At 66.8% G+C, this 23,689-nt stretch carries 27 protein-coding genes and 1 pseudogene; 18 read left to right on the top strand and 10 right to left on the bottom strand.

Translation table 11 applies throughout. From position 1 onward, the window contains the following. Nucleotides 1-20: 20 nt before the first annotated feature. The 4 genes from CYU89_RS03345 to CYU89_RS03330 all read right to left on the bottom strand — a co-directional run bounded on the left by CYU89_RS03345 (nucleotide 21) and on the right by CYU89_RS03330 (nucleotide 2,500). On the bottom strand, nucleotides 21-605 hold the full coding sequence (locus CYU89_RS03345; RefSeq protein ID WP_296278804.1) for a hypothetical protein: 585 nt from the start codon (nucleotides 603-605) through the stop codon (nucleotides 21-23). Nucleotides 606-609: 4 nt separating this feature from the next. Next, entirely contained in the window at nucleotides 610-1,098 is a 489-nt protein-coding gene (gene ybeY / locus CYU89_RS03340) for an rRNA maturation RNase YbeY (RefSeq protein WP_296278803.1), read from the bottom strand. 92 nt (nucleotides 1,099-1,190) lie between these two features. Then, the gene (locus CYU89_RS03335; protein ID WP_296278802.1) at nucleotides 1,191-2,177 is read right to left on the bottom strand and encodes a PhoH family protein; all 987 of its coding nucleotides are present in this window, start codon (nucleotides 2,175-2,177) and stop codon (nucleotides 1,191-1,193) included. A gap of 29 nt (nucleotides 2,178-2,206) precedes the next feature. Beyond that, complete coding sequence (locus tag CYU89_RS03330; RefSeq protein ID WP_296278801.1) at nucleotides 2,207-2,500, bottom strand: hypothetical protein; 294 nt, start codon at nucleotides 2,498-2,500, stop codon at nucleotides 2,207-2,209. A gap of 151 nt (nucleotides 2,501-2,651) precedes the next feature. On the opposite strand from CYU89_RS03330, the gene CYU89_RS03325 reads away from it, so the two are divergent. The 5 genes from CYU89_RS03325 to CYU89_RS03305 are packed head-to-tail and all read left to right on the top strand — an operon-like array spanning nucleotide 2,652 to nucleotide 6,796. Continuing rightward, complete coding sequence (locus CYU89_RS03325; RefSeq protein ID WP_296278800.1) at nucleotides 2,652-3,359, top strand: TetR/AcrR family transcriptional regulator; 708 nt, start codon at nucleotides 2,652-2,654, stop codon at nucleotides 3,357-3,359. Then, nucleotides 3,349-4,308, top strand: a complete 960-nt coding sequence (locus CYU89_RS03320; protein WP_296278799.1) for an HlyD family secretion protein — start codon at nucleotides 3,349-3,351, stop codon at nucleotides 4,306-4,308. Before CYU89_RS03325 ends, CYU89_RS03320 begins: the two co-directional genes overlap by 11 nt. Nucleotides 4,309-4,321: 13 nt before the next feature. Further along, nucleotides 4,322-5,248 (top strand): ABC transporter ATP-binding protein, encoded by a 927-nt coding sequence (locus CYU89_RS03315; protein WP_296278853.1) that lies wholly within the window; start codon nucleotides 4,322-4,324, stop codon nucleotides 5,246-5,248. Beyond that, entirely contained in the window at nucleotides 5,245-6,330 is a 1,086-nt protein-coding gene (locus tag CYU89_RS03310; RefSeq protein WP_296278798.1) for an ABC transporter permease, read from the top strand. Before CYU89_RS03315 ends, CYU89_RS03310 begins: the two co-directional genes overlap by 4 nt. A 34-nt stretch (nucleotides 6,331-6,364) precedes the next feature. Further along, the gene (locus tag CYU89_RS03305) at nucleotides 6,365-6,796 is read left to right on the top strand and encodes a hypothetical protein (protein WP_296278797.1); all 432 of its coding nucleotides are present in this window, start codon (nucleotides 6,365-6,367) and stop codon (nucleotides 6,794-6,796) included. A gap of 9 nt (nucleotides 6,797-6,805) precedes the next feature. Here the strand turns inward: CYU89_RS03305 and miaB are convergent, their stop codons facing one another. Continuing rightward, nucleotides 6,806-8,242 carry a tRNA (N6-isopentenyl adenosine(37)-C2)-methylthiotransferase MiaB gene (gene miaB / locus CYU89_RS03300; protein WP_296278796.1) on the bottom strand — a complete coding sequence of 479 codons (1,437 nt, stop codon included), beginning with the start codon at nucleotides 8,240-8,242 and terminating at the stop codon, nucleotides 6,806-6,808. Nucleotides 8,243-8,457: 215 nt separating this feature from the next. Between miaB and CYU89_RS03295 the strand changes: the two genes are divergently transcribed. From CYU89_RS03295 to CYU89_RS03270, 6 genes are all read left to right on the top strand, one after another. Continuing rightward, complete coding sequence (locus CYU89_RS03295; RefSeq protein WP_296278795.1) at nucleotides 8,458-9,354, top strand: lytic transglycosylase domain-containing protein; 897 nt, start codon at nucleotides 8,458-8,460, stop codon at nucleotides 9,352-9,354. Between the two features lie 165 nt (nucleotides 9,355-9,519). Next, nucleotides 9,520-10,131 (top strand): ubiquinol-cytochrome c reductase iron-sulfur subunit, encoded by a 612-nt coding sequence (gene petA, locus CYU89_RS03290; protein WP_296278794.1) that lies wholly within the window; start codon nucleotides 9,520-9,522, stop codon nucleotides 10,129-10,131. 3 nt (nucleotides 10,132-10,134) lie between these two features. Continuing rightward, nucleotides 10,135-11,394 carry a cytochrome bc complex cytochrome b subunit gene (locus CYU89_RS03285; RefSeq protein ID WP_296278793.1) on the top strand — a complete coding sequence of 420 codons (1,260 nt, stop codon included), beginning with the start codon at nucleotides 10,135-10,137 and terminating at the stop codon, nucleotides 11,392-11,394. Further along, nucleotides 11,387-12,133 (top strand): cytochrome c1, encoded by a 747-nt coding sequence (locus tag CYU89_RS03280; RefSeq protein ID WP_296278792.1) that lies wholly within the window; start codon nucleotides 11,387-11,389, stop codon nucleotides 12,131-12,133. Before CYU89_RS03285 ends, CYU89_RS03280 begins: the two co-directional genes overlap by 8 nt. 180 nt (nucleotides 12,134-12,313) lie before the next feature. Further along, nucleotides 12,314-12,949 (top strand): glutathione S-transferase N-terminal domain-containing protein, encoded by a 636-nt coding sequence (locus CYU89_RS03275; protein ID WP_192269987.1) that lies wholly within the window; start codon nucleotides 12,314-12,316, stop codon nucleotides 12,947-12,949. A 55-nt stretch (nucleotides 12,950-13,004) separates the two neighbouring features. Continuing rightward, entirely contained in the window at nucleotides 13,005-13,460 is a 456-nt protein-coding gene (locus tag CYU89_RS03270) for a ClpXP protease specificity-enhancing factor (RefSeq protein ID WP_296278791.1), read from the top strand. Nucleotides 13,461-13,494: 34 nt separating this feature from the next. Here the strand turns inward: CYU89_RS03270 and CYU89_RS03265 are convergent, their stop codons facing one another. The 3 genes and pseudogenes from CYU89_RS03265 to CYU89_RS03255 all read right to left on the bottom strand — a co-directional run bounded on the left by CYU89_RS03265 (nucleotide 13,495) and on the right by CYU89_RS03255 (nucleotide 14,970). Continuing rightward, nucleotides 13,495-13,830, bottom strand: coding sequence for a DUF3301 domain-containing protein (locus tag CYU89_RS03265; protein ID WP_296278790.1), 336 nt, complete (start codon nucleotides 13,828-13,830; stop codon nucleotides 13,495-13,497). Between the two features lie 7 nt (nucleotides 13,831-13,837). Beyond that, a pseudogene (gene nadC / locus CYU89_RS03260) lies at nucleotides 13,838-14,704 on the bottom strand (carboxylating nicotinate-nucleotide diphosphorylase). After that, nucleotides 14,701-14,970, bottom strand: a complete 270-nt coding sequence (locus CYU89_RS03255; protein WP_296278789.1) for a Trm112 family protein — start codon at nucleotides 14,968-14,970, stop codon at nucleotides 14,701-14,703. Before CYU89_RS03255 ends, nadC begins: the two are co-directional and overlap by 4 nt. A 63-nt stretch (nucleotides 14,971-15,033) precedes the next feature. On the opposite strand from CYU89_RS03255, the gene purE reads away from it, so the two are divergent. Next, the gene (gene purE / locus CYU89_RS03250; RefSeq protein ID WP_296278788.1) at nucleotides 15,034-15,543 is read left to right on the top strand and encodes a 5-(carboxyamino)imidazole ribonucleotide mutase; all 510 of its coding nucleotides are present in this window, start codon (nucleotides 15,034-15,036) and stop codon (nucleotides 15,541-15,543) included. After that, the gene (locus CYU89_RS03245; protein ID WP_296278787.1) at nucleotides 15,540-16,682 is read left to right on the top strand and encodes a 5-(carboxyamino)imidazole ribonucleotide synthase; all 1,143 of its coding nucleotides are present in this window, start codon (nucleotides 15,540-15,542) and stop codon (nucleotides 16,680-16,682) included. Before purE ends, CYU89_RS03245 begins: the two co-directional genes overlap by 4 nt. Before the next feature lie 73 nt (nucleotides 16,683-16,755). On the opposite strand, the gene CYU89_RS03240 is transcribed toward CYU89_RS03245, so the two are convergent. Beyond that, complete coding sequence (locus tag CYU89_RS03240) at nucleotides 16,756-17,181, bottom strand: hypothetical protein (RefSeq protein WP_296278786.1); 426 nt, start codon at nucleotides 17,179-17,181, stop codon at nucleotides 16,756-16,758. A gap of 155 nt (nucleotides 17,182-17,336) precedes the next feature. Then, the gene (locus CYU89_RS03235) at nucleotides 17,337-17,915 is read right to left on the bottom strand and encodes a Fe-Mn family superoxide dismutase (protein ID WP_296278785.1); all 579 of its coding nucleotides are present in this window, start codon (nucleotides 17,913-17,915) and stop codon (nucleotides 17,337-17,339) included. Between the two features lie 157 nt (nucleotides 17,916-18,072). Here CYU89_RS03235 and grxD point away from each other — a divergent pair, with 157 nt between their 5' ends. The 5 genes from grxD to CYU89_RS03210 all read left to right on the top strand — a co-directional run. Further along, nucleotides 18,073-18,393, top strand: coding sequence for a Grx4 family monothiol glutaredoxin (gene grxD, locus CYU89_RS03230; protein ID WP_296278784.1), 321 nt, complete (start codon nucleotides 18,073-18,075; stop codon nucleotides 18,391-18,393). Continuing rightward, nucleotides 18,390-19,136 (top strand): SDR family NAD(P)-dependent oxidoreductase, encoded by a 747-nt coding sequence (locus tag CYU89_RS03225; protein WP_296278783.1) that lies wholly within the window; start codon nucleotides 18,390-18,392, stop codon nucleotides 19,134-19,136. The genes grxD and CYU89_RS03225 overlap by 4 nt, the downstream gene beginning before the upstream one ends. Beyond that, nucleotides 19,133-19,735, top strand: coding sequence for a YhgN family NAAT transporter (locus CYU89_RS03220; RefSeq protein ID WP_296278782.1), 603 nt, complete (start codon nucleotides 19,133-19,135; stop codon nucleotides 19,733-19,735). The genes CYU89_RS03225 and CYU89_RS03220 overlap by 4 nt, the downstream gene beginning before the upstream one ends. A gap of 261 nt (nucleotides 19,736-19,996) precedes the next feature. Continuing rightward, the gene (locus CYU89_RS03215) at nucleotides 19,997-23,413 is read left to right on the top strand and encodes a TonB-dependent receptor (protein WP_296278781.1); all 3,417 of its coding nucleotides are present in this window, start codon (nucleotides 19,997-19,999) and stop codon (nucleotides 23,411-23,413) included. Nucleotides 23,414-23,542: 129 nt separating this feature from the next. Next, nucleotides 23,543-23,689 (top strand): pyrimidine/purine nucleosidase domain-containing protein (locus CYU89_RS03210; protein WP_296278852.1); only part of this gene is annotated, 147 nt, incomplete at its 3' end.

Here is a 23,689-nt window from a genome sequence, read left to right as displayed (position 1 = left end):
TGCGGGGCGTGGCGGCCAGTCTAACCCGGTTGGACCGCTGGCGCAGGCGCTTGGCCGGGGTCGGCAGGCGTGTCCGCGGGCTCGTCCTCCAGCATGTCCAGGCTGTAACTGCAGCCGACGAGGGTCTTGCCCGGGTGCGACGACACGTTGCTGACGTTGAGCACCGCCGAGTCGATCATGACCTTGCCGGTGTCCGGGTCGAGGGTTTCCTCGCTGCGGACTTCCTTGCCGAACATCGCCTTCTCGGGCGTGTCGATGGCGGTCTCCAGCGCCAGTTGCCTGGCCAGGGGGCGTGGATCGGGCAGGTCCAGCAGGGCGACCACGCCACCGCCGGAAAACGCGATGTGGGCTGTCTGGTGCCCGAACACGCGGATCGGCGACGCCAGCCGGTATTCGGTCATGAACATGTTCGCCTGCGGCAACGGCTGCCAGCCCTGGGCGACCGCCTTCAACGGGTCTTCAAGCGCCGGCGCCAACGCCATGAGCCGGGCCAGGTCGCCACGGCATTCGATCAGGGCGGCGAGGTCGACGGATGCGTCCTGCGCGGCGGCGGACAGCGGGAGCAGCAGCGCCAGCAACGGGGCGGACAAGGACGTGCGACGCATGCGATCAGTCTTCCGCATAGGGGTCGGCGATGCCGAGTTCGGCCAGGATCCCGCGCTCGAGCTGTTCCATGCATTCGGCTTCCTTGTCGTCCTCGTGGTCCCAGCCGAGCAGGTGCAGCGTCCCGTGCACGGTCATGTGGGCGTAATGCGCGGCGAGTGGCTTCTTCTGTTCCTTCGCTTCGCGCGCGACGACCGGCGCGCAGATCACCAGGTCGCCGAGCAGCGGCATCTTCACGCCCTTCGGCAGTTTGACGCCTTCCGCCATCTCCGCCGGGAAGCTCAGCACGTTGGTCGCATAGTCGCGCCCGCGGTAATGCCGGTTGAGCGCGCGGCCTTCCTTGCTGTCGACAATGCGGATGGCCAGGTCCGCCTCACGGATGCGGCCCTTCAGCGCCGCCGCCACCCACTTGCGGAAACTCACCGCGGACGGGATGCCGACACGCGGCAGGGCGTAGTTCACGGCGACTTCGAGGCGGACGGGACCTTGGGTCATGGGGTATGTCTCGGTAGAGTCGAGCCCGCTCGACTGCTCGTGGCGCCATCATCCTGCGGGGCAAAGCAGTCGGGCAAGCTCGACTGCGGTCGTCACGCGGCCGGTTCCGTCTCCGCGTCCTTGCCGTCGCGTGCATCGTAAGCCCGCACGATCTTCGCCACCAGCGGATGGCGCACGACGTCGCGACTGGTGAAGAAGTTGAACGAAATGCCGTCCACGCCGCGCAGTACCTCCAGCGCGTCCTTCAGGCCGGATTTCTGGTGCTTGGGCAGGTCGATCTGGGTCAGGTCGCCGGTGACGACGGCGGTGCTCCCGTATCCGATGCGCGTCAGGAACATCTTCATCTGTTCGATGGTGGTGTTCTGCGCTTCGTCCAGGATCACGAACGCGTCGTTGAGCGTGCGGCCGCGCATGTAGGCCAGCGGGGCGATCTCGATGACGTTCTTCTCCAGCAGCTTGACCACCTTTTCCACGCCGAGCATCTCGTACAGCGCGTCGTACAGCGGGCGCAGATAGGGGTCGACTTTCTGGGTGAGGTCGCCGGGCAGGAAGCCGAGCTTCTCGCCGGCCTCCACCGCCGGGCGCACCAGGATCAACCGCTGCACGCGCGATTCGTTCAACGCTTCGACGGCGCTGGCCACGGCCAGGAACGTCTTGCCGGTGCCGGCCGGACCGATGCCGAAGTTGATGTCGTGGGTGGCGATGGCATGCAGGTACTTGGCCTGGTTGGCGCCACGGCCGCGCACCGTGCCGCGCTTGACCTTGATGGCCACGTCCTGCGGCTGGTAGTCCTCGTCGGCGATGCGGTCGACGTTGGCGGCGTTCAGTCGCAGGTGGATGGCTTCGCTGTCGAAGGTCTCGCTGGCGGTTTCCTCGTACAGCGCATGCAGCAGCTTCTCTGCCGCCGCAGCGGACTTCTCCGGCCCGGTGACGCGGAAGATGGCGCCGCGGTTGGCGATCTCCACGCCCAGGCGCAGTTCTATCTGGCGCAGGTGCGCATCGAACGGACCGGCCAGGTTGGCCAGGCGCTCGACGTTCTCGGGTTGCAGGGTGAATTCGTGGTGGCTGGGTGCGGTCATGGGGCAGGCAGGGGTCTCAAGGCGTGGCGCTAGTGACGGGTGTGCTCGTCCGCGTCGTCCACCGGCCACTGGTGGAAGACGTAGACCTCGTCGTCGACGAGGGCCTGGTCGAAGTGTTCCTCCTCCGGCGCGTCATGGCGCTCGATCCGCACGGGTTCGTCCTCCACGGCGACGACCTCCCATCCCTGTTCGCGGACGAAGGCGATGGCGCGATGCATCGGATCCGGCACGAAATCCGGGCGCAGGTAGCAGGTGACGAAGGCCCCGCCGGCTTCCGCGAAATCAGGGCTGTCGGGCTGCGGACGGGCTTCCAGGGTGAACACCCACAGGCGCGGGCTGTCAGGGGAAATGGCGGCGATTCCGTTGGATACAAGGACGGGCGGCAGCGTAACCCGGCGGCGATGAGTCGGACCATCACGCGCCGCTCGTCGGATGTCGCTTGAAATTTAATTAAATCATAAATTAAATAAAGTCATGACCTCTTCGAAACCACCCAAGACCGACATGGCCGCCAACGGCACAACGACCGCCACGCCGCGCAAGCGCGCGCGCGGCCGTCGCCCGACCGCCGAATCCGCTGATCTCCGCGAGACGCTGCTAGACGCCGCGCTGGGCTGTTTCGTCAGGAAGGGAATCGCCGCCAGCTCCCTGCGCGATATCGCCAGCGAAGCCCACGTGACTCCGGCGCTGGTGCACTACTACTTCGGTGACAAGGCCCAGTTGCAAGCGGCGGTCGTGGCCGAGCGGCTGCTGCCGGTGGTGGCGCAGATGCGCACCCCGGTGATGCAGGCGGGTGAGGGCGACGTGGCGGGGCTGGTGGCCGGGTTCGTGCAGGGCATCGGCGGCGTGGTCGCGCAGCATCCCTGGCTGCCGACCCTGTGGGTGCGCGAAATCCTGTGCGAGGGCGGCGCGCTGCGCGAGGTGATGATCGGCCAGGTCGGCCCGCTGCTCCCGAAGATGATGGCGGGTCGTTTCGCCGCCGCACAGCAGGCCGGACGGCTCAACCCGGACCTCGATCCCCGCCTGCTGATGGTGTCGCTGATCGGGCTGACCATGTTCCCGATGGCGAGCGCACCGATCTGGCGCCAGTTGTTCGGCGCCGACGATATCGATTTCGACGACCTGCGTCGGCACACGCTGGTGCTGCTGGACCGCGGCCTGGAGCTCGACCATGCGAAATGAACCGACCCGCGCGACCCTCGCGATCGCGCTGATGGTGCTGGCCGGCTGCAAGCCGGATGCGCCGCAGGCGCTCGGCACGCTGGAGTGGGACCGGGTGACGCTGCCGTCGCCGGTCGCCGAGAAGATCGTGCGCATCGACGTGCGCGAAGGCCAGCAGGTGGCCGCAGGCGCGCCGTTGCTGCAGCTCGAACTGGCGCGCACCCAGTCGCAACTGGCCGCCGCACAGGCGCAAGCCACGCAGAGTCGCGAAGCCCTGGCAGAACTGCGCGCCGGCCCACGCGTCGAGGCCATCGCCCAGGCGCGTGCCAGCCTGGCCGCTGCGCAGGCACAAGTCCGGGATGCGGATGCCTATTACGCGCGCTTGCAACCGCTGGGGCGCCAGCGCCTGGTGGCGGCTTCCGAGGTGGATCGTGCGCGCGCGGCATCGCAGAGCGCGCAGGCGCAGGTGCGCGTGGCGCAGGCTGCGCTGCTGGAGTTGCAGCGCGGCACGCGCGTCGAGCAGGTCGCCCAGGGCGAGGCTGCCGCCGCTTCGGCCGATGCACAGGCGCGTGTGCAGGCGGTGACACTGGAAAAGCTCACCATCGTCGCGCCACGTGCGGGCCGCATCGACAGCCTTCCGTACAAGCTGGGTGACCAGGCACCGGTCGGTGCGCCCCTTGCGGTCATGCTGGTCGGCGATGCGCCGTATGCGCGCGTGTACCTGCCGCAGGCGATGCGCAACCGGCTGAAAGTCGGCGACACCGTGCGCGTGCGCCTGGAGGGCGAGAGTGCGACACACGCGGGCCGCGTGCGGATGATCCGGAGCGAGCCCAGCTTCACGCCGTACTTCGCGCTGACCGGTCAGGACGCCGCGCGCCTGAGTTACCTCGCTGAAATCAGCCTGGGCAAGGACGCCGCCAGCCTTCCGGTAGGCGCGCCGCTGCATGTGGTGTCCGATGGCGACGAATGACGAGGGAATGGCGATCCGCGTCCGCGGGCTGACCAAGCGCTTCGGTGCGTTGGTTGCGGTGAACGGCGTCGACCTCCAGGTGCCGCGTAGAAATGTCTACGGCTTCCTTGGGCCGAATGGTTCCGGCAAGTCCACCACCATCCGCATGTTGTGTGGCTTGCTGACGCCGACCGCGGGCGCCATCGAAGTGCTGGGCCTGCGCATCCCGGAACAAGCCGAGCAGCTGCGTACGCGCATTGGCTACATGACGCAGAAATTCTCGCTGTTCGAAGACCTCACTGTCCGCGAGAACCTCGAGTTCCTCGCCGCGGTGCAGGACATCCCGCGTGCGCAGGCGCGGCGTCGCATCGATGAACTGGTCGAGCAGTACCACTTCCAGGACCGGCAGAAGCAACTGGCCGGCACGATGAGCGGCGGGCAGAAGCAGCGCCTCGCGCTCGCGGGCGCGGTGATCCATTCGCCGGAGCTGCTGTTCCTCGATGAACCGACCAGCGCGGTCGATCCCGAATCGCGCCGCGATTTCTGGGAAAAGCTCTTCGAGCTCGCCGACGCCGGCACCACGCTGCTGGTGTCCACGCACTACATGGACGAGGCCGAGCGCTGCCATCGCATCGCCATCCTCGATCGTGGGGTGCTGGTGGCGGACGGCACGCCCGATGCGCTGACGGGGGAGCTCGCCGGACGCACGCTGGTCGTGGAAGCGCCGGAGCCGCGCCAGGCGCAGAAAGTCCTCGTCGGCCTGCCCGGCGTGATCAGCGTGGCGCAGATCGGCAACGTGCTGCGCGTGCTGCTGGCCGAGAATGGACAGGCCGCGGACCGCATCGCACAGGGCCTGCGCACGGCTGGCATCAGCGCGGAGGTGTCGGCGGCGCCGGCCAATCTGGAAGACGTGTTCGTCTCCGCCACGCGCGGCCAGCCGGCGCGCGAGGAGGCCGCATGAAGTTCCGCCGCCTGATGGCCGTGATGGTGAAGGAACTGCGGCAGATGCGGCGCGACCGCATCACGCTGGCGATGATCGTGGGCATCCCGGTGATGCAGTTGCTGTTGTTCGGTTACGCGATCAACACCAACCTGCGCGACCTGTCCGCCGGCATCGCCGACCAGTCGCGCACGGCCGCGTCGCGCGCGCTGGTGATGGATATCGTCGCCACCGGCGTGGTCACCCCGACGAAGGAAGCTGCGACGCCGCAGGAACTCGTGCAGGCGATGCGCCGGGGCGAGATCAGCATCGGCGTGGTGATCCCGCCGGACTACGAGCGCCGCCGTGCGGAAGGCCGCGAAGCCGTGCAGATCTTCGTCGACGGCAGCGACAACGCCGTGCAGAGCGCCGCCGCGCAACTGGCGCAGATGCCGCTGGACGGCAGCAGCAGCCCGCTGGCGACGCGCACGATCAGCGTGGTCGGCTTCTACAACCCGCAGCGGCGCTCGGCGGTGAACATCGTGCCGGGGCTGATCGGCGTGATCCTGACGATGACGATGGTGCTGTTCACCGGCGTGGCCATCGTGCGCGAACGCGAGCGCGGCAACATGGAACTGCTGATCGCCACGCCCGTCAGCAGCGCGGAACTGATGATCGGCAAGGTGTTGCCCTACGTGGCCATCGGTTTCGTCCAGACCACGGTGGTGCTGGCGCTGGGCATGTGGCTGTTCCAGGTACCGCTGGGCGGCAGCCTGCTGCACGTGTACATCGCCGCCTGCCTGCTGATCATCGCGAACCTGACGCTCGGCCTGCTGATCTCCACCGGCGCCAAATCGCAGTTCCAGGCAATGCAGATGACGTTCTTCATCTTCCTGCCATCGATCCTGCTGTCCGGCTTCATGTTTCCCTTCGCCGGCATGCCGAAGGTCGTGCAGTGGATCGCCGAGGCGCTGCCGCTGACCCACTTCCTGCGCCTGATCCGCGGCGTGATGCTGCGCGGTGCCAGCCTGTGGGAGCTGTGGCCGGACGTGCTCGCGTTGCTGGCCTTCACCACGGTGATGATGACGGCGGCGATCCTGCGGTTCCGCAAGCGGCTGGACTGATAGGCTGGCGACCTTCCGACAAGAGGAGCGAGCGATGGACGACGCAGCGATCGGTGCGGTGGTGGATGCCATGTACGCGATGATCTCGGGTCTGGCGGGCCCGCGCGACTGGTCGACACAGGACGATGTCTTCCATCCCGACTGCCGCCAGATCCGCACGGGCGTGGATGCGCAGGGCGCGCCGTGGCGGCTGTCTTTCTCACTGGCGGAGTACCGTGCCAACGCGGACGCTCTGCTGGCGGAGATGGATTTCTTCGAGGTGGAGACCGGGCGGGAGATCCGCGTGTTCGGCAACATCGCCCATGTCTGGAGCGCCTACGAGGCCCGCCACGCGCCCGGCGATGCGGTGGCGGAACGCCGCGGCATCAACAGCATTCAGCTCTACAAGGGCGAGGACGGCTGGAAGATCATCCACATGATCTGGGACAACGAGCGCGACGGCGTGCCCCTGCCTGCCGTCGGCTGAGGTGCGACGTCAGTCGGTGCCGGCGATGCGGCCGCGCAGGGAATTGGTCAGCGCTTCCGTGATCACCACGTCGACGAACTGGCCGACCAGGCGTGGATGGCCGGGGAAGTTCACCGAGCGCATGTTCTCGGTCTTGCCGGTCAGCTCGGTCGGGTTCTTCTTCGACGGGCCTTCCACCAGCACCGACTGCACCGTGCCCACCATGCGTTGCGAGATGCCCGCGGCGTAGGCGTTGATGTGCTGCTGCAGGCGCTCCAGGCGCGCATGCTTCACGGCGTCCGGCGTGTCGTCTTCCAGGTCCGCGGCGGGCGTACCAGGGCGACGCGAGTAGATGAAGCTGAAGCTCTGGTCGAAGCCGACGTCCTCGAGCAGCTTCATCGTCTTCTCGAAATCGGCATCGGTTTCGCCGGGGAAGCCGACGATGAAATCCGAGCTGATCGAGATGTCGGGCCGCACCGCGCGCAGCTTGCGGATCTTCTGCTTGAACTCGAGCGCGGTGTAGCCGCGCTTCATCGCCGAGAGGATGCGGTCGCTGCCCGCCTGCACCGGCAGGTGCAGGAAGTTGGCCAGTTGCGGCACGTCGCGGTAGGCGTCCACCAGCGAGTCGCTGAACTCGAGCGGGTGCGAGGTGGTGAAGCGGATGCGGCCGATGCCGTCGATCTCGGCGATGGTGCGGATCAGCAGGCCCAGGTCGGCGACCTCACCGTCGCCGTAGGGGCCGCGATACGCGTTGACGTTCTGGCCGAGCAGGTTGATTTCGCGCACGCCTTGCGCGGCGAGCTGCGCCACTTCCACCAGCACGTCCTCGAATGGTCGACTGACTTCCGTGCCGCGGGTGTAGGGCACCACGCAGAACGAGCAGTACTTCGAGCAGCCTTCCATGATCGACACGAACGCGGAAGGACCTTCGGCGCGCGGCTCGGGCAGGCGGTCGAACTTCTCGATCTCGGGGAAGCTGATGTCCACCTGCGGCTTGTTCTGTTCGCGGCGGGCGCGGATCAGTTCCGGCAGGCGGTGCAGGGTCTGCGGGCCGAACACCAGGTCCACGTAAGGCGCGCGCTTGACGATCGCCTCGCCTTCCTGGGAGGCCACGCAGCCGCCGACGCCGATGATGACGTCGCGGCCGCCCGCCTTCAGCGCCTTCCAGCGGCCCAGTTGGCTGAAGACCTTCTCCTGCGCCTTTTCGCGGATGGAGCAGGTGTTGACCAGCACCACGTCCGCTTCCTCGGGGTTGTCGGTCAGCTCGAGACCGTCGGAGGCGGCGAGCACGTCGGCCATCTTGGCCGAGTCGTACTCGTTCATCTGGCACCCGTGGGTCTTGATGTACAGCTTCCCGCGCACGACGTCCGGGTTGCGCGGCCCGGCCTGCGGCAGCGGGACGAGGGTGGGGTCGGTCACGGCGGGGCCGGCCGTGGTCGGCAGGTCGGGGGCTTGCGTCCCGGTCATGGCGCTTAATCCAGTCGGGTGGAGCGGGCAGGGCCGCGTAGTTTACGCGCTGGGGCGGCCGGAACCCGTACCGGATGGCGTTGATAGCGGGTAACAGGCCATCCCTGGCCGCCGTGCCGCCGGCTGTTGGAACTCCGACCGGCCGCACAGATTGGAGGAACCCTTTGTTGGACAAGGACTTGGCAATCCCCCGGGAATTCGGGACACTGCGCGGCATGAGGGGGACTCTGACGCTTCTGGCCGTGCTGGCCGCGTTGACCGCACTGCCAGCCAGCGCGGGCACGCTGTACAAGTGCACCGGCGCCGACGGCGTGCCGGCGTATGTCAGCAAGCGCGTCAGTGGTTCCAGTTGCGAAGTCGTGAGCCGCTACACGCCCGAACGCAGTCGCCCGACCCAGGTCGCCTCCGTGTCCCGGCCCGCCGAGGCAACGCCGGCCATCGGCGCCGCCGTCTCGCCCGCCCTGTCGGATTCCGCCAGTGCCATCGTCCCGGCCGCCGTCCCGGCGCCGGCGCCCGCCGCGACCGGTCCGCGCCGCGTGGTCAGCGGACAAGTCTATTCGTACATCAAGGACGGCGTCCGTCATTACACCAGCGCGCGCCCGCAGGGCGGCACGCAGGTGGCCAGCCTGCGCACCATCAAGTACAGCTACATCGAAACGTGTTTCGCCTGCGGCAACCCCGGCGTCGACTTCGGCCGGCTGCGGCTGAACACCTCCGCCTACCAGGCCGAAATCGCTGCGGCATCGCGCGAGTTCGGCGTGGAGGAGGCCATCCTGCGCGCGATCATGCACGCCGAGTCGTCCTACAACCCGATGGCGCTGTCGCATGCGGGTGCCCAGGGCCTGATGCAGCTGATGCCGGCCACGGCGCGCCGGTTCGGCGTGACTGACTCCTACAATGCCGGCCAGAACATCCGCGGCGGCGCGCAGTACCTGTCCTGGTTGCTCAAGCGCTTCAATGGGAACCTGACGCTGGCGGCCGCCGGTTACAACGCAGGCGAAGGCGCAGTGGACCGCCATGGCGGCGTCCCGCCGTACAAGGAAACCCAGCGCTACGTGCAGCGCGTCGCCGTGCTGGCCGACCGCTACCGCCAGGCGGTCGCCGCGCGTTGAGTCGTGGCGGGCGCCTCGGGCGCACGCAAGCCATTGATTCCACGGCAGCCGTTGTCGGCCCATTAAGCCATCCGTTACACTTTGCCGTCTTTTGCGGCCCGCGTCTGTGTCTGGGTGCGGCCTTGGCAGCCTTTTTTGCTACCTGATTGTTTTGCGGAGTGCCGGATGGCCATCGATGGGGTCAATGGGCCTGTGAATACGGGCCGACGCCGGTTCCTGACTGCGACCACCGCGGTGGTGGGTGCAGTGGGTGCCGGCATTGCAGCTGTACCTTTTATCAAGTCGTGGAATCCGAGCGCCCGGGCCAAGCTGGCCGGTGCTCCGGTGACTGCCGATCTCACCGGCCTGCAGGAAGGCCAGCGGCTGATCCTGGAATGGCGCGGCCAGCCGATCTGGATCGTCAAGCGTTCCAAGGCGATCCTGGACGCACTGCCGACGCTGGATGCGAACCTGCGCGACCCGCAGTCCACCAACAAGGACCAGCAGCCGTCGTACATCACCGGCGAGACGCGCTCGCTGAAGCCTGAAATCTCCGTGCTGGTCGGCCTGTGCACGCACTTGGGCTGCTCGCCGGAAATGGCCGCCGAGATCAAGCCCGAGCCGTACGATCCGAACTGGAAGGGCGGCTACTTCTGCCCCTGCCACAAGTCGCGCTTCGACATGGCCGGCCGCGTGTTCCAAGGCGTGCCCGCACCCACCAACCTGGTGGTGCCGCCGCACTTCTACCAGGACGACAACACCATCGTGATCGGCCTCGATCCGCAAGGGGGCGCGTAAGCCATGGCGAACATCATCACCCGCGCCGCCGATGGCGTAGTGGACTGGTTCAACGCGCGCGCGCCGGGCTTCATGCCCGTGTACCGCAAGCACATGAGCGAGTACTACGCGCCAAAGAACTTCAACATCTGGTACATCTTCGGCGTGCTGTCGATCGTGGTGCTGGTCAACCAGATCCTGACCGGCATCTTCCTGACGATGCACTTCAAGCCGAGCGCGGCGGAAGCCTTCGCCTCGGTCGAATACATCATGCGCGACGTGGAGTGGGGCTGGCTGATCCGCTACATGCATAGCACCGGCGCGTCGCTGTTCTTCATCGTCGTCTACATCCACATGTTCCGCGGCCTGATGTACGGCTCGTACCAGAAGCCGCGCGAACTGGTGTGGATTCTCGGCATGCTGATCTACCTGGTGCTGATGGCCGAAGCCTTCCTGGGCTACGTGCTGCCGTGGGGCCAGATGTCGTTCTGGGGCGCCAAGGTCATCATCTCGCTGTTCGGCGCCATCCCGGTGATCGGCAACGGCCTGACCGAGTGGATCATGGGCGACTACCTGCCCAGCGATGCCACGCTCAACCGCTTCTTCGCGCTGCATGTCATCGCGCTGCCGCTGGTCCTGCTGCTGCTCGTGGTGCTGCACATCTTCGCCCTGCACGAAGTCGGCTCGAACAACCCCGACGGCGTCGAGATCAAGAAGGGGCCGAAGGGCAACCGCTGGTCGCCCACCGCCCCGGCCGACGGCGTGCCGTTCCATCCGTATTACACGGTCAAGGACGGGTTCTACGTCGGTTGCTTCCTGATCCTGGCGGCCTTCATCGTGTTCTTCGCGCCGGCCATGGGCGGCTGGTTCCTGGAGCACGACAACTTCAGCGAAGCGAACAAGCTGGTCACCCCGGCGCATATCAAGCCGGTGTGGTACTACACGCCCTACTACGCCATGTTGCGCGTGGTGCCCAACAAGCTGGGCGGCGTGCTGGTGATGTTCGGCGCCATCGCGATCCTGTTCCTGGTGCCCTGGCTGGACCGCGCCAAGGTCAAGTCCTACCGCTACCGCGGCGTGCTGTCGAAAGTGCTGCTGGGCCTGTTCGCGATCAGCTTCGTCTGGTTGGGCAAGATCGGTGCGGGCCCGGGTACGGATCCGGTGGAAACCATCATCGGCCGCTTCCTGACCGGCTTCTATTTCCTGTTCTTCCTAACCATGCCGATCTGGACCAAGATCGACAAGACCAAGCCAGTGCCCGAGCGGGTGACGACGCATGACTAAGACTTTCGCCTCTCGCCTAGCTGTGTTCGCCAGCGGGTTGCTGATCTCGTTCTCCGCGTTCGCCGCCGAGGGCGGCGCCACGCTTCAGGCCGGCAACGACCTGGGTGACCGCGCGTCGCTGCAGCGCGGTGCGCAGCTGTACATGAATTACTGCGCCGGCTGCCACTCGCTGAAGTACATGCGCTACTCGCGCATCGCCGACGACCTGGGCCTGACCGAAGACGAGGTGATGAACAACCTCAACTTCACCGGCGCCAAGTTCGGCGAACAGGTGCAGGTGTCCATGCCGGCTGCGGGTGGCGAGAAGTGGTTCGGCAAGATGCCGCCGGACCTGAGCGTCATCTCCCGCGTGCGTGGCAGTGACTGGATCTATACCTACCTGAAGTCGTTCTACCTGGACGAATCGCGTCCGCTGGGCTGGAACAACAAGCTGTTCCCCAACGCCTCCATGCCCAACCCGCTGTGGGAGCTGCAGGGCCTGCAGCACGCCGAATTCGGTCCGGTCGATCCGGCCACCGGCGAGCGCCATGTGGAAAGCCTGAAGGTGACGCAGGCCGGCCGGCAGGACGCGCGTGAGTTTGACCAGACTGCGCGCGACATCACCAACTTCCTGGAGTATGTCGGCGAGCCGGCGGCCCTGAAGCGCCAGAGCATCGGCGTGTGGGTGATCCTGTTCCTGGCGGCACTCACGTTCCTGGCCTACCTCCTGAAGGAGGAGTACTGGAAGGACGTCCACTAAGGACGCCGCATCTGCCGCCACGGCGCGGGCACACGCCCGCGCCGTAGACGGAGTTGCCGGGCATTGGGGTTGCTTGGCTTTTTCCGGCGGGGATTGCACACTCAGGGACCGGGGCGACCTTCGGCAAGGGGCCGATGGCGTCGGTGCGATCGGCGGATTCCGGTCGTCGGAGAGCCGTGAATGGCTGCGAGCCCACGTATGCGCAATACACTGACGTTGTTTTCCTCCACCGATGACGTGCTCTGCCACCGCGTGCGGCTGGTGCTCGCCGCGAAGGGCGTGAGCTACGACCTGGTGCCGGTGGATCCGCAGAACCCGCCTGAAGACCTCATCGATCTGAATCCCTACCATTCCGTGCCCACGCTGGTGGAGCGCGATCTGGTGCTCTACGCCGCGTCGGTGGTCAGTGAATACCTCGACGAGCGCTATCCGCATCCGCCGCTGATGCCGGTGGATCCGCTTTCCCGCGCCCGCCTGCGCCTCGCCATGCTGCGCATCGAGCACGACTGGGTGCCGCAGGTGCAGGCCATCCAGCTGGGCAACAAGCAGCAGGCGGAAGCCGGTCGCAAGCGCCTGAAGGAACTCCTGACGGCGTCCGTGCCGCTGTTCAAGGCGAGCAAGTTCTTCCTCAATCCCGAGATGAGCCTGGCCGACTGCGCCATGGCGCCGATCATCTGGCGCCTGCCGTCGCTGGACGTGCCGCTGCCCAAGGACGGCAAGGCGATCGAGGACTATGGCAACCGTATCTTCCGGCACCCCGGCTTCCTGCGCAGCCTGACGGATGCGGAGAAGAAGCTGCGCGAAATCCCGGCCTGACCGGCTGCCGTGCAGGATCAGGCCGACGCGATGCGATTGGCTGCCGAGAAGTGAAATGACCGACGCCTCTTCCCGCATGACCAGCCATCGCCCGTACCTGTTGCGGGCCCTGAACGAGTGGATCGCCGACAACGGCATGACGCCGCACCTGCTGGTCGACGCGACGATGGCCGGCGTGCAGGTGCCCGCCAGCGCGGTAAAGGAAGGCAAGGTGGTGTTGAACATCGCCGAGCGCGCCGTGGTGCGGTTGATGATCGACAACGATGCGGTCAGCTTCACCGCCCGCTTCGGCGGCGTGAGCTACGCGGTCCATGTGCCGATCAGCGCGGTGCTGGCGATCTATTCGCGCGAGACAGGGCAGGGCATGGCGCTGCCGGACGACGTCCCGCACGACGCGGAGGCGAGCGGCGACCACGAGGATGCCGCGCATGCACAGGACTCGCCCCCCGATGACGACACCCCGCCGCCCGGTGGCGGCAAGCGTCCGCCGTTCCTGCGCGTGGTGAAGTAAGTCCGTTGCGTCGGGCGTCCGCCGTCTGCGGCGGTCAGTGCCGCTCGATCGACGTCACCGACGGGGTGACCGGTCCGACGAAGGCGACCAGCTGCCCCTTGCGCAGCACCAGGCGTCCGACATGGCGGTCGATGCCGTCGTGCGAGTACTCGAAGCGGAAGCTGCGTTCGAAGCCCAGCCACCCATCCTCGCCCCGGCGCAGGCGCCACCCGCTGGCATGCACGCTCTGGTCGAGCCAGATGACCCCGGCAGCTTCGCAGGCGTTCCGCCCCAGCGCGATGGCGCGCTCGGCCGCCGCGCGCGCCGCATTCCAGTAGGCGAAGGCGGCGCCGGCCGCGATCAGCCACAGCAGGGCGCTCAGCGGCGACATGCCGGCCTCACGGTGCGGGACCGAGTTTCATCGACAGGTCGATGGCGTGCACGTGCTTGGTCAGGCCGCCGATCGACACGAAGTCGACACCGTCGTCAGCGATGCTCCGCAGCGTGGTCAGGTCGACGCCGCCCGACACCTCCAGCGGAATGCGGCCCGCATAGGGAGCCGCCTTCGCGCGGCGGACGGCTTCCCGACGCGTATCGGCGTCGAAGTCGTCGATCAGGATGCGTTCGCAGCCCTCGGACAGTGCTTCGTCGAGCTGCGCCAGGGTTTCCACTTCCACGATCAGCGGCAACGACGGCTGCGCTTAGCGAGCGGTGCGTATGGCGGCGGCCAGCGATCCGGCGGCACGCACATGGTTCTCCTTGAGCATCACCGCATCGTAGAGACCGACGCGATGGTTCCTTCCACCGCCGCAGAGGACCGCGTACTTCTGCGCCAACCGCAAGCCCGGCAGCGTCTTGCGCGTATCCAGGACGGTGCACCCCGTGCCCCGCACCGCGTCGACATAGGCGGCGGTGGCGGTGGCGGTGCCGCTGAGGGTCTGCATGAAATTCAGCGAAGAACGTTCGGCAGTGACGAGCGCGCGCGTGCGCCCGGCGAGCGTGGCGAGCACGGTGCCGGGCTGCACCCGGTCGCCGTCCCGCACGCGCCAGTCGATGCGGACCTCCGGATCGAGTGCGCGATGGCAGGCCTCGAACCACGGACTGCCCGCCACGATGGCTGCCTCCTTGCAGAGCAGGTAAGCGATGTCGGCGGCGTCGGGCAGCAGGGCGGCGGTGACATCGCCACTGCCGATGTCCTCGGCAAGCGCGCGGGCCACATCCGACGCGATGGCATCCGCGGGCGGCGGCGTCGGGCGCGTGCTCATCGCGAGGGGAAGTCCCCCGCCTGCGCGGTGGCGATCGCCTCCTCGGCCAGCAGCACGGGAATGCCGTCCTCGACGCGATACACGGTCTTGCGGTCGTGCGTGACGAGCGCTTCGCGCAGCGGCTCGGCCTGCGTGGTGTCATCGGCACGCTTGACGTGTCCCTCGCCGATGGCGCGGTTGAGCGCTTCCAGCCCGCGCGCTTCGAGCATGGCCAAGGGCTGGCGGGTGGCGGGGCAGCAGAGAAGGTCGAGCAGTTTGCGGTCCATGTGGGGACTCGATCAGCGGTTCGGTCAGGAGGGTAGAATACGTCTTTGCGACAGAGGACGGCCATGACCGCCAGTGCTTCCCGCCCCATCGTGGGCATCGTGATGGGTTCCCGGTCCGATTGGGAGACCATGCAGCACGCTGCGCAGAAGCTGGATGCGCTCGGCGTTCCTTACGAGGTGAGAGTGGTCTCGGCGCATCGGACTCCGGACGTGCTGTTCTCGTACGCCGACGAAGCCGCCTCGCGCGGGTTGCGCGCCATCATCGCCGGTGCAGGCGGCGCGGCCCATCTGCCGGGCATGCTCGCCGCGAAGACCGCCGTGCCGGTGCTGGGTGTACCCGTGCAGTCGAAGGCGCTCAACGGCATGGACTCGCTTTTGTCCATCGTGCAGATGCCGGCGGGCATTCCGGTGGCGACCTTCGCCATCGGCAATGCCGGGGCAGCGAATGCCGGCCTGTTCGCCGCGGCGCTGCTGGCGCCGGAGCATCCGGCCATCGGTGCCGCGCTCGCGGCGTTCCGCAGCCGCCAGACCGACGACGTGATGGCGCACGACGACCCGCGCCAGCCGCTATGACGACCGTCGGCATCCTGGGCGGTGGGCAATTGGCGCGCATGCTGGCGCTGTCCGGCGCGCCACTGGGCTTGCGCTTTCTCGTGATGGATACCGCCGCGGATGCGTGCGCCGGCCAGTTCGCACCGCTGCTGGTGGGCGACTACCGTGACGAAGCGGCGTTGGCCGAATTCGCTTCGAAAGTCGACGTGGCCACCTTCGACTTCGAGAACGTGCCCGCGGAGAGCGCGGAGTGGCTAGCCGGCCGCGTACCGGTGTTCCCCAATCCGCGCGCGCTGGCGGTGGCGCAGGATCGCCTGGTCGAGAAGAGCCTGTTCCGCGATCTGGGGATTCCGGTCGGCGACTTCGCCGATGTCGGCAGCCTCGAGATACTGCGCCGCGAGGTCGAACGACTCGGAGGCGCGTGCATCCTCAAGACGCGTCGCCTGGGTTATGACGGCAAGGGACAGTTCCGCATCAAGTCGCCGGAGGACGTGGATGCGGCGTGGCAGGCATTGGGGACGCAGGCAGGGACCGTCGGCCTGATCGTCGAAGCCTTCATCCCGTTCGAGCGGGAGCTGTCCGTGGTCGCCGTGCGTAGCCGCGATGGCGAATTCCGCACTTGGCCGTTGACCGAAAACTGGCATGTCGACGGCGTGCTGTCGGCCAGCCTTGCGCCGGCACACGTGGATGCGGCACTCGCCGAAGCGGCATGTGCGCACGCACGGCGGCTGGCGGAGTCGCTCGACTACGTGGGCGTGTTCGCGCTCGAACTGTTCTACCGGAACGGCGAACTGCTCGCCAACGAGATGGCGCCGCGTGTACACAACTCCGGCCACTGGACCATCGAAGGTGCGGAGACGTCGCAGTTCCAGAACCATCTGCGCGCCGTGCTGGGCCTGCCACTCGGCGACACCCGCGTGCTGGGCCACGCCTGCATGTTGAACTGGATCGGTGAGATGCCCGAGGCGTCGTCCGTACTCCAGGAGGCCGGCGGCCACTGGCACGACTACGGGAAGGAGCCGCGAGAGGGGCGCAAGGTGGGCCACGCCACGGTCCGCGCCGACGATGCCGCATCGCTCGCCCACGCCTTGGCCCGCATCGGTGTCGCACTCGAGCGCCAGGCGCAGGTCGCGCCGGTCATTGCGCGCCTGACCGGCTGACGCGGGCGATCATCGGCGGAAAACGCAGAACGGCCGGCTCATCCGGCCGTTCTGATGCGTGCGGCATCGCGCCTCAGCGGCAGCGGCCGAAGCGGTCGGGCGATGCGCCCGGCCCGCCCTTCGGGCCGGGCGGATTCTCCCAGTTGGTACCACGGCCGCCGTGCGGTCCCGGCGGGTTGTTGTCGAGGTCCAGCCAGCAACGCCTGGCCTGGTTCCACAGGCCGTAGCGGGGATGCCAATAGCCGTACTGGGGATTGAAGTAGTAGCCGTTCTTCCCCACGACGAACTCGTAGCGCTTGCCGCCGTGCCGGTACCAGCGGCGATCAGGCGACGCACCCGGGCCGCCCTTCCAGCCGGGCGGATTCTCCCAGTTGGTGCCGCGGCCGCCGGCCGGGCCGGGCGGATTGTTGTCGCGGTCGCGTGGCGCCGCGTCGGCGTTCGCCGACATCGCCAGCAGGACGGTGAGCAGGGATCCAGCCAATCCGTAACGCAGTGCCATGGTGTTCTCCTCGGGGTTGGGACCACGGCTCCTGGAACGCCCGCGCCCGCGCCGTTGTTGACGCGTGGCCTCGCCGCATTCATCGGCCAGCCAGCGTCGCGAAAAAAAACAGCCGGGTTTCCCCGGCCGTTTCCGAAGCGTGCAGGCGCCCGCGATCAGCGCAGGTTGCCGGCCACGAAGTCCCAGTTGACCAGGGCCCAGAACGATTCAACGTACTTCGGACGCGCGTTGCGATAATCGATGTAGTAGGCGTGCTCCCACACGTCGATCGTCAGCAGCGGCTTGTCTTCGCCCGTCAGCGGGGTGGCCGCATTCGACGTGCTGGCCAGCGCCAGCGAACCGTCCGGACGCTGCACCAGCCAGCCCCAGCCGGAACCGAAGGTGCCGATGGCGGTCTTGGTGAACTCTTCCTTGAACTTCGCGAAATCGCCGAACGCCTTGTTGATCAGTTCGCCCAGCTTGCCGCCTGGCTCGCCACCGCCGTTGGGCTTCAGGCAGTTCCAATAGAAGGTGTGGTTCCACACCTGCGCGGCGTTGTTGAACATGCCGCCCTGCGACTTGCGCACGATGTCCTCAAGCGATGCATCGGCGAACTCGGTGCCCTCGATCAGCTTGTTGAGGTTGTCGACGTAGGTCTTGTGATGCTTGCCGTAGTGGAAGTCGATCGTTTCGCCGGAAATGTGCGGCTCAAGCGCGGTGCGGTCGTAGGGCAGGGGGGGCAGTTCGATGGCCATGGCTCGGTTCCTTACGCTAGGCGGGTCAAAGGGGGATGCCCGGCATCGGTGGGCGATGCAAAGGCTTACACTATGCAATCCGCAGGCGCAGCCGGCGGAACGGACCGAAAGTGTACCCGACGGTGGTTGCCAAACCGTCAAGGAAGGAGAAATCAGCATGCCGGTGATGGAACGCATCCAGGCCGAAGTGGATGGCCACCCGATCGTCCTTTTCATGAAGGGCACGCCGCAGTTCCCGATGTGCGGTTTCTCCAGCCGTGCCGTGCATGCGCTGCGCGATGCCGGTGCCGAACACCTGCACGTCATCAACGTGCTGGAGGAGCCGGAGATCCGTGCGAACCTGCCGCGCTTCTCCAATTGGCCGACCTTTCCCCAGCTCTTCATCAATGGCGAACTGATCGGCGGCTGCGACATCACCCTGGAACTGCACGAATCCGGCGAGTTGCGGCGGATCGTGACCGAGGCCTTCGCTCCGTGAGTCTGGTCGGCCTCCCCACGCGCGCGCCGCGTGCGCTCGATCAGCGCGTCGTGCTGGTCAGCGGTGCCCATGGTGGCCTGGGCAGTGCCGCAGCGGTGGCGTGTGCTGAGGCGGGCGCCACCGTGGTACTGCTCGGACGCAAGGTGCCCAAGTTGAACCGCGTGTACGACGCGGTGGCCCAAGTCGGTGCGGAACCGCTGCTTTACCCGCTGGACCTCGAAGGCGCCACGCCCGACGACTATGCAGAACTCGCCGATCGCCTGCATGCCGGCTTGGGCCGGCTGGACGGCGTGCTGCATTGCGCGGCCGAGTTCAAGGGGCTGACCCCGCTCGAACACACCGATCCGGCGGCATTCGCGCGCGTCGTGCATGTGAACCTCACTGCGCCCTGGTGGCTGTCGCAGGCCTGCCTGCCCCTGCTCAAGCAGTCGGACGACGCGGCGCTGGTCTTCAGTGTTGACGACCTGTCGCGTGTCGGGCAGGCCTATTGGGGCGCTTACGGCGTCGCCGAGCATGCGCTGACATCGCTGGTCGGCATGCTGCATGCCGAACTGGCCACCGGCCCCGTGCGGGTGTCCGCGCTGCAACCGGGGCCGATGCGCACCGGGCTCCGCTCGCGCGCGTACGCCGACGACACCGACGCGCAGGCGTGCGAGGCGAAGGAATACGCCTCGGCCTGTGTCACCCTGCTGTCATCTGCCGGCGCCACGCACAGGGGGCAGATATGGAAGGTACGGGCATGACCATCCTGTCGGCGGCGCTGCTGCTGTTCCTGATCCTGGATCCGCTGGGCAACGTCCCGGTGTTCCTCAGCGTGCTCAAGCCGCTGCCGCCGCGTCGCCAGCGCATCGTCGTTGTGCGCGAACTGCTGATCGCGCTCGCGGTACTCATGCTGTTCCTGTGGTGCGGCAAGTACGCGCTCGAAATGATGCACCTGCGGCAGGAGTCGGTGGCGATCGCCGGCGGCATCGTGCTGTTCCTGATCGGCGTGCGGATGATCTTCCCGCGTCCCGAAGGGTTGATGGGCGAACTCCCCGGCGGCGAGCCTTTCATCGTGCCGCTGGCTATCCCGCTGGTGGCCGGCCCCTCGGGCATGGCCGCCGTGATGTTGATGGGCAGCAACGACCCGTCCCGTCTTGGCGACTGGAGCCTGGCCCTGCTGCTGGCCTGGGGTGCCACCGCGGTGATCCTGTTCTCCGCGACCGTGCTGTACAAGTGGCTGGGCAGGAGCGTGCTGACCGCGATCGAGCGGCTAATGGGCATGCTTCTGGTCGCCATTTCCGTCCAAATGGTGCTCGATGGGGTGGGCACCTACCTGAAGTTGACCCCGCCCAACATCTGATGACGGCGGGTCTCCGGGCCTGTTGCCAGCAGGGCTGACGCGTGCCTTCCGCGAGTCGCTGCAGTGTCATGCTGCGGTGCGGAATATTGTCATGCCGCGGTCACAAAATGGTCCTATCGTGTTAACCTGTTATTAACCTCCGCGGACGCCGCGTGGGCCATGGGAACCCCTAGCACGCCCTCCAGAACCGACCCCACCGGGCGGTTCCGCACGTCCTGTCAGCCAGCTTCGCCACATCACTCCCGTACCGAGGTTTATCCGATGAACCAATCCCGTCGTCTTCGCCTGTCCAAGCTCAGCCTTGGCCTCGTCGTCGCACTCGCCGCCGCGCCTGCCTTCGCGCAGAGCACCTCGGCCGGTGTGGGCGGCCTGGTCACCGACAATGGCGGCCAGCCCGTCACCGGTGCTGAAGTGACCATCACCCACATCGAATCCGGTACGGTCAGCCGCGCCACCACCGATGCCAGCGGCCGTTACACCGCGCGCGGCCTGCGTGTGGGCGGTCCCTACCAGGTGACGATCACCAAGCCGGGTTCGGGCACCAAGACTGAAGACAACATCTACCTGCAGCTCAACCAGACCAGCACCGTCAATGCGGCGCTGACCGGCGACCTGACCACGCTCGAGACGGTCACCGCCGTGGGCTTTTCGGGTGGCTCGGAAGTGTTCAGCGCCACGAAGATGGGTTCGGGTACCAGCGTCGACCGCGTGACCATCGAGAACCTGCCGTCGATGAACGGCAACATCCAGGATTTCATGCGCCTCGATCCGCGCGTGACCTTCAGCGACCGCGCCTCGGGCAGCATCACCGCCGGCGGCCAGAACCCGCGCTTCAACAAGATCACCATCGACGGCGTGTCGGCCAGCGACACGTTCGGCCTGGAAGGCAACAACATGCCGACGCAGCGCCAGCCGGTGTCGATGGAGGCCATCGAGGCCATCGACATCAACCTGTCCAACTACGACGTCACCATGGCCGGTGCCGCCGGCGCCAACGTCAATGCCGTGACCAAGTCCGGTACCAATGAATTCCACGGCTCCGTTTACGGCACCTACCGTGATGGCGACTGGTTCGGCGACTACCCGGCGCGCATCGCCGGCAGCTCGCTCGACGTCACCGGCCTGCCGTTCGACGAGTACGACGACGAGACCACCTGGGGCGTCACCCTGGGCGGCCCGATCGTGAAGGACAAGCTGTTCTTCTTCGCCAACTACGAGAAGTTCAAGCAGACCAACATCGGCCCGGCCGGCAAGAGCCAGGGCACCAACCCGCTGGCCGCCGGCACCGCCGACTTCAGCCCCACCGACCTGGCGGAAGTGCAGCGCATCGCGCGCGATGTGTGGGGCTTCGAGCCGGGCGACCTGACCGGCGCCGGCGATACCGAGCTGGAAGAGTACGCACTGAAGCTGGACTGGAACATCAGCGACGCGCACCGCGCCAGCCTGCGCTACAGCAAGCTCGAGCAGAACCGCGTGCGTCCGGAAGCCTCCACGGCCAGCATCCTGTCGCTCAGCTCCAACTGGTACAACCACGTCAAGACCGTGGAAAGCTACGTCGGCCAGCTGTTCAGCGACTGGTCCGACACGTTCTCGACCGAGTTCAAGGTGTCCTACCGCGACTATTCGGCCGTCCGTGTCAGCCCGACCACCGCGCCGACCATCCAGGTCTACTTCGACGATGGCGTGACCGGCAACGGCAACGACAACCCGATCGGCACCAGCAGCAACAGCTTCAGCGGCCTGGACGCGATCCGCCTGGGTACCGAGCGCAGCTCGCCCGGCAACGCGCTGCTCACGGAGACCTGGAACTACTTCGGTTCGGCCACCTGGACCGTCGGCGACCACGACATCAAGTTCGGCGCCGAGTACAGCGAAAACGAGATCTACAACTTCTTCCTGCAGGACTACTGGGGCAACTACAGCTTCTACGTTCCGCGTCCGCTGGTCGGCGGCACCCGTACGTCCGATTTCAGCAACCTGATCAACGGTCGCTACTTCGACTACGACCTGCAGACCAACCCGACCGACCCCGGCATGATCGCCGCGCGCTACAAGAACAAGGGTCTCGGCTTCTTCGTGCAGGATACGTGGTACGTCACGCCCAACCTGACGCTGACGCTCGGCGTGCGCGCCGACAAGCCCAGCGCCAGCCCGGCCGCGCCGTTCAACGCGTGCTTCGCCGCCGCTCCCGGCACGACGAACGCCGCGTGCACCGGCGGTACCTACACCGGTGGCTTCGGCATCGCCAACAACAACACCTACAACGGCGATTACATCATCCAGCCGCGCTTCGGCTTCAACTACACCTTCGACTGGGAGCGTCCGGCCCAGCTGCGCGGCGGTATCGGCCTGTTCCAGGGCGATGCTCCGCAGGTGTGGGTGGGCAATGCCTACAGCAACACGGGCATGAACTACATCTCCTACCAGAACAACACCAACCCGACGCTGGTTCCGTTCAGTCCGGATGGCCTGGACCAGAACGTGCCCGCCGGCGGTACGGGCGTGCGCAACGTCAATGCCATCAGCGACGACTTCGAGCTGCCGTCGGTGTGGAAGGCCAACCTGGCCATCGACGTCGAGACGCCGTGGAACGGTGTCGTGGCCTCGGCCGAGCTGCTGCTGACCGACGTCAAGAACGGCCTGTTCTACCGCAGCCTCAACGTCGGCCCGGGCTACGTGGGTCCGGACGGTCGCGTGCTGTACTGGAACCCGAACAGCGGCCGTCCGTTCGGCAACACCAGCGCCGGCACCGGCCTGCTGTCGCCCAATGGCGCGCGCACCGGTCGTAACACCTACTTCGGCGACGTCTTCCTGCTGGAGAACACCAACAAGGGCAAGGGACAACAGCTGACGGTCTCGCTGACCAAGCCGGCGTCGAGCGAGAGCGACTGGTCCTGGAGCCTGGGCTACACGCGTACCAACGCCGAAGAAGTGTCGGCGCTGACCAGCTCCACCGCGGGTTCCGGCTACGGTTCGCAGCTGGGCTTCAGCATCAACGAACCGACCAGCAGCACGGCGCGTTACGAGATCAAGGATCGCTTCAGCGGTTCGCTGAACTGGACGCACAACTTCTTCGGTGACTACGCCACCCAGGTCGGCCTGTTCTACGAAGGCCGCAGCGGCCGTCCGTACAGCTACATCTTCTCGGGCGATGCCAATGGCGACAACCGCACCTTCAACGACCTGTTCTACGTGCCCGCCGGCCCTGGCGACGTCCTGTTCGGCAGCCTGAGCGCGACCGGCCAGTTCACCGCCAACGCGGCAATGGAGCAGGCGTTCTGGGATTGGCTGTCGCGCCAGGATGGCCTGAACCGCTACGCCGGTACGTACGCCCCCGAGAATGGCTTCACCAGCAGCTGGGTGAATACGTTCGACGTCCGCATCAGCCAGGAGCTGCCTGGCTTCATGAAGGGTCACAAGTCCAAGGTCTGGATCGACATCCAGAACGTGGGCAACCTGATCAACAAGGACTGGGGCCACGTCATCGACTACGGCTTCAACGCCAACAACGCAGTGGCCACGCTGCAGGGCATGTACAACGGCAAGTACGTGTACGGCTACCGCAGCGGCACGGAGTTCGGCCAGGCGACCGCCCTCGGTATCCCGACCAACGCCGACAGCCAGACCAACGGCATTTCGCAGTGGTCCCTGCAGGTCGGTTTCAAGTACGAGTTCTGATCCGCTGCCTTACCGCGGAACGCAACACGAACGGCCGGGGAAACCCGGCCGTTTTCTTTTGGGCAGCCTCCTCTTGCCCGCGCGACTGCGCTAAAGTCCCGCCTCTGACGAACGAAGACAGGACTTTCCATGAACCAGACGGCATCGAGGGCGTTGCCGGTACAGGACGCACGCATCTATCCGCGCGGCGGCCTGGACGTGCTTTCCCGCGCCGAAGTGGCACGACTGCGCGACGCATCCAGCGGCGGCATGCACGAACTGCTGCGCCGCTGCGCG

Origin of the sequence: Pseudoxanthomonas sp. (assembly GCF_002863005.1) — a bacterium.
Lineage (GTDB): Bacteria > Pseudomonadota > Gammaproteobacteria > Xanthomonadales > Xanthomonadaceae > Pseudoxanthomonas_A.
Note: the sequence above shows the minus strand (reverse complement) of the source record. Positions and strands in the feature narration are given on the sequence as shown.

Bases quoted from the DNA above. Each gene is read 5' to 3' on its own strand.
- grxD (WP_296278784.1), top strand. From the start codon at position 18,073: ATGCCGGTGATGGAACGCATCCAGGCCGAAGTGGATGGCCACCCGATC.
- CYU89_RS03285 (WP_296278793.1), top strand. From the start codon at position 10,135: ATGGCGAACATCATCACCCGCGCCGCCGATGGCGTAGTGGACTGGTTC.
- CYU89_RS03270 (WP_296278791.1), top strand. From the start codon at position 13,005: ATGACCGACGCCTCTTCCCGCATGACCAGCCATCGCCCGTACCTGTTG.
- CYU89_RS03310 (WP_296278798.1), top strand. From the start codon at position 5,245: ATGAAGTTCCGCCGCCTGATGGCCGTGATGGTGAAGGAACTGCGGCAG.
- CYU89_RS03275 (WP_192269987.1), top strand. From the start codon at position 12,314: ATGGCTGCGAGCCCACGTATGCGCAATACACTGACGTTGTTTTCCTCC.
- purE (WP_296278788.1), top strand. From the start codon at position 15,034: ATGACCGCCAGTGCTTCCCGCCCCATCGTGGGCATCGTGATGGGTTCC.
- petA (WP_296278794.1), top strand. From the start codon at position 9,520: ATGGCCATCGATGGGGTCAATGGGCCTGTGAATACGGGCCGACGCCGG.
- CYU89_RS03245 (WP_296278787.1), top strand. From the start codon at position 15,540: ATGACGACCGTCGGCATCCTGGGCGGTGGGCAATTGGCGCGCATGCTG.
- CYU89_RS03265 (WP_296278790.1), bottom strand. From the start codon at position 13,830: ATGTCGCCGCTGAGCGCCCTGCTGTGGCTGATCGCGGCCGGCGCCGCC.
- miaB (WP_296278796.1), bottom strand. From the start codon at position 8,242: ATGACCGGGACGCAAGCCCCCGACCTGCCGACCACGGCCGGCCCCGCC.
- CYU89_RS03280 (WP_296278792.1), top strand. From the start codon at position 11,387: ATGACTAAGACTTTCGCCTCTCGCCTAGCTGTGTTCGCCAGCGGGTTG.
- CYU89_RS03305 (WP_296278797.1), top strand. From the start codon at position 6,365: ATGGACGACGCAGCGATCGGTGCGGTGGTGGATGCCATGTACGCGATG.
- CYU89_RS03295 (WP_296278795.1), top strand. From the start codon at position 8,458: ATGAGGGGGACTCTGACGCTTCTGGCCGTGCTGGCCGCGTTGACCGCA.
- ybeY (WP_296278803.1), bottom strand. From the start codon at position 1,098: ATGACCCAAGGTCCCGTCCGCCTCGAAGTCGCCGTGAACTACGCCCTG.
- CYU89_RS03320 (WP_296278799.1), top strand. From the start codon at position 3,349: ATGCGAAATGAACCGACCCGCGCGACCCTCGCGATCGCGCTGATGGTG.
- CYU89_RS03255 (WP_296278789.1), bottom strand. From the start codon at position 14,970: ATGGACCGCAAACTGCTCGACCTTCTCTGCTGCCCCGCCACCCGCCAG.
- CYU89_RS03325 (WP_296278800.1), top strand. From the start codon at position 2,652: ATGACCTCTTCGAAACCACCCAAGACCGACATGGCCGCCAACGGCACA.
- CYU89_RS03240 (WP_296278786.1), bottom strand. From the start codon at position 17,181: ATGGCACTGCGTTACGGATTGGCTGGATCCCTGCTCACCGTCCTGCTG.
- CYU89_RS03235 (WP_296278785.1), bottom strand. From the start codon at position 17,915: ATGGCCATCGAACTGCCCCCCCTGCCCTACGACCGCACCGCGCTTGAG.
- CYU89_RS03335 (WP_296278802.1), bottom strand. From the start codon at position 2,177: ATGACCGCACCCAGCCACCACGAATTCACCCTGCAACCCGAGAACGTC.
- CYU89_RS03345 (WP_296278804.1), bottom strand. From the start codon at position 605: ATGCGTCGCACGTCCTTGTCCGCCCCGTTGCTGGCGCTGCTGCTCCCG.
- CYU89_RS03220 (WP_296278782.1), top strand. From the start codon at position 19,133: ATGACCATCCTGTCGGCGGCGCTGCTGCTGTTCCTGATCCTGGATCCG.
- CYU89_RS03215 (WP_296278781.1), top strand. From the start codon at position 19,997: ATGAACCAATCCCGTCGTCTTCGCCTGTCCAAGCTCAGCCTTGGCCTC.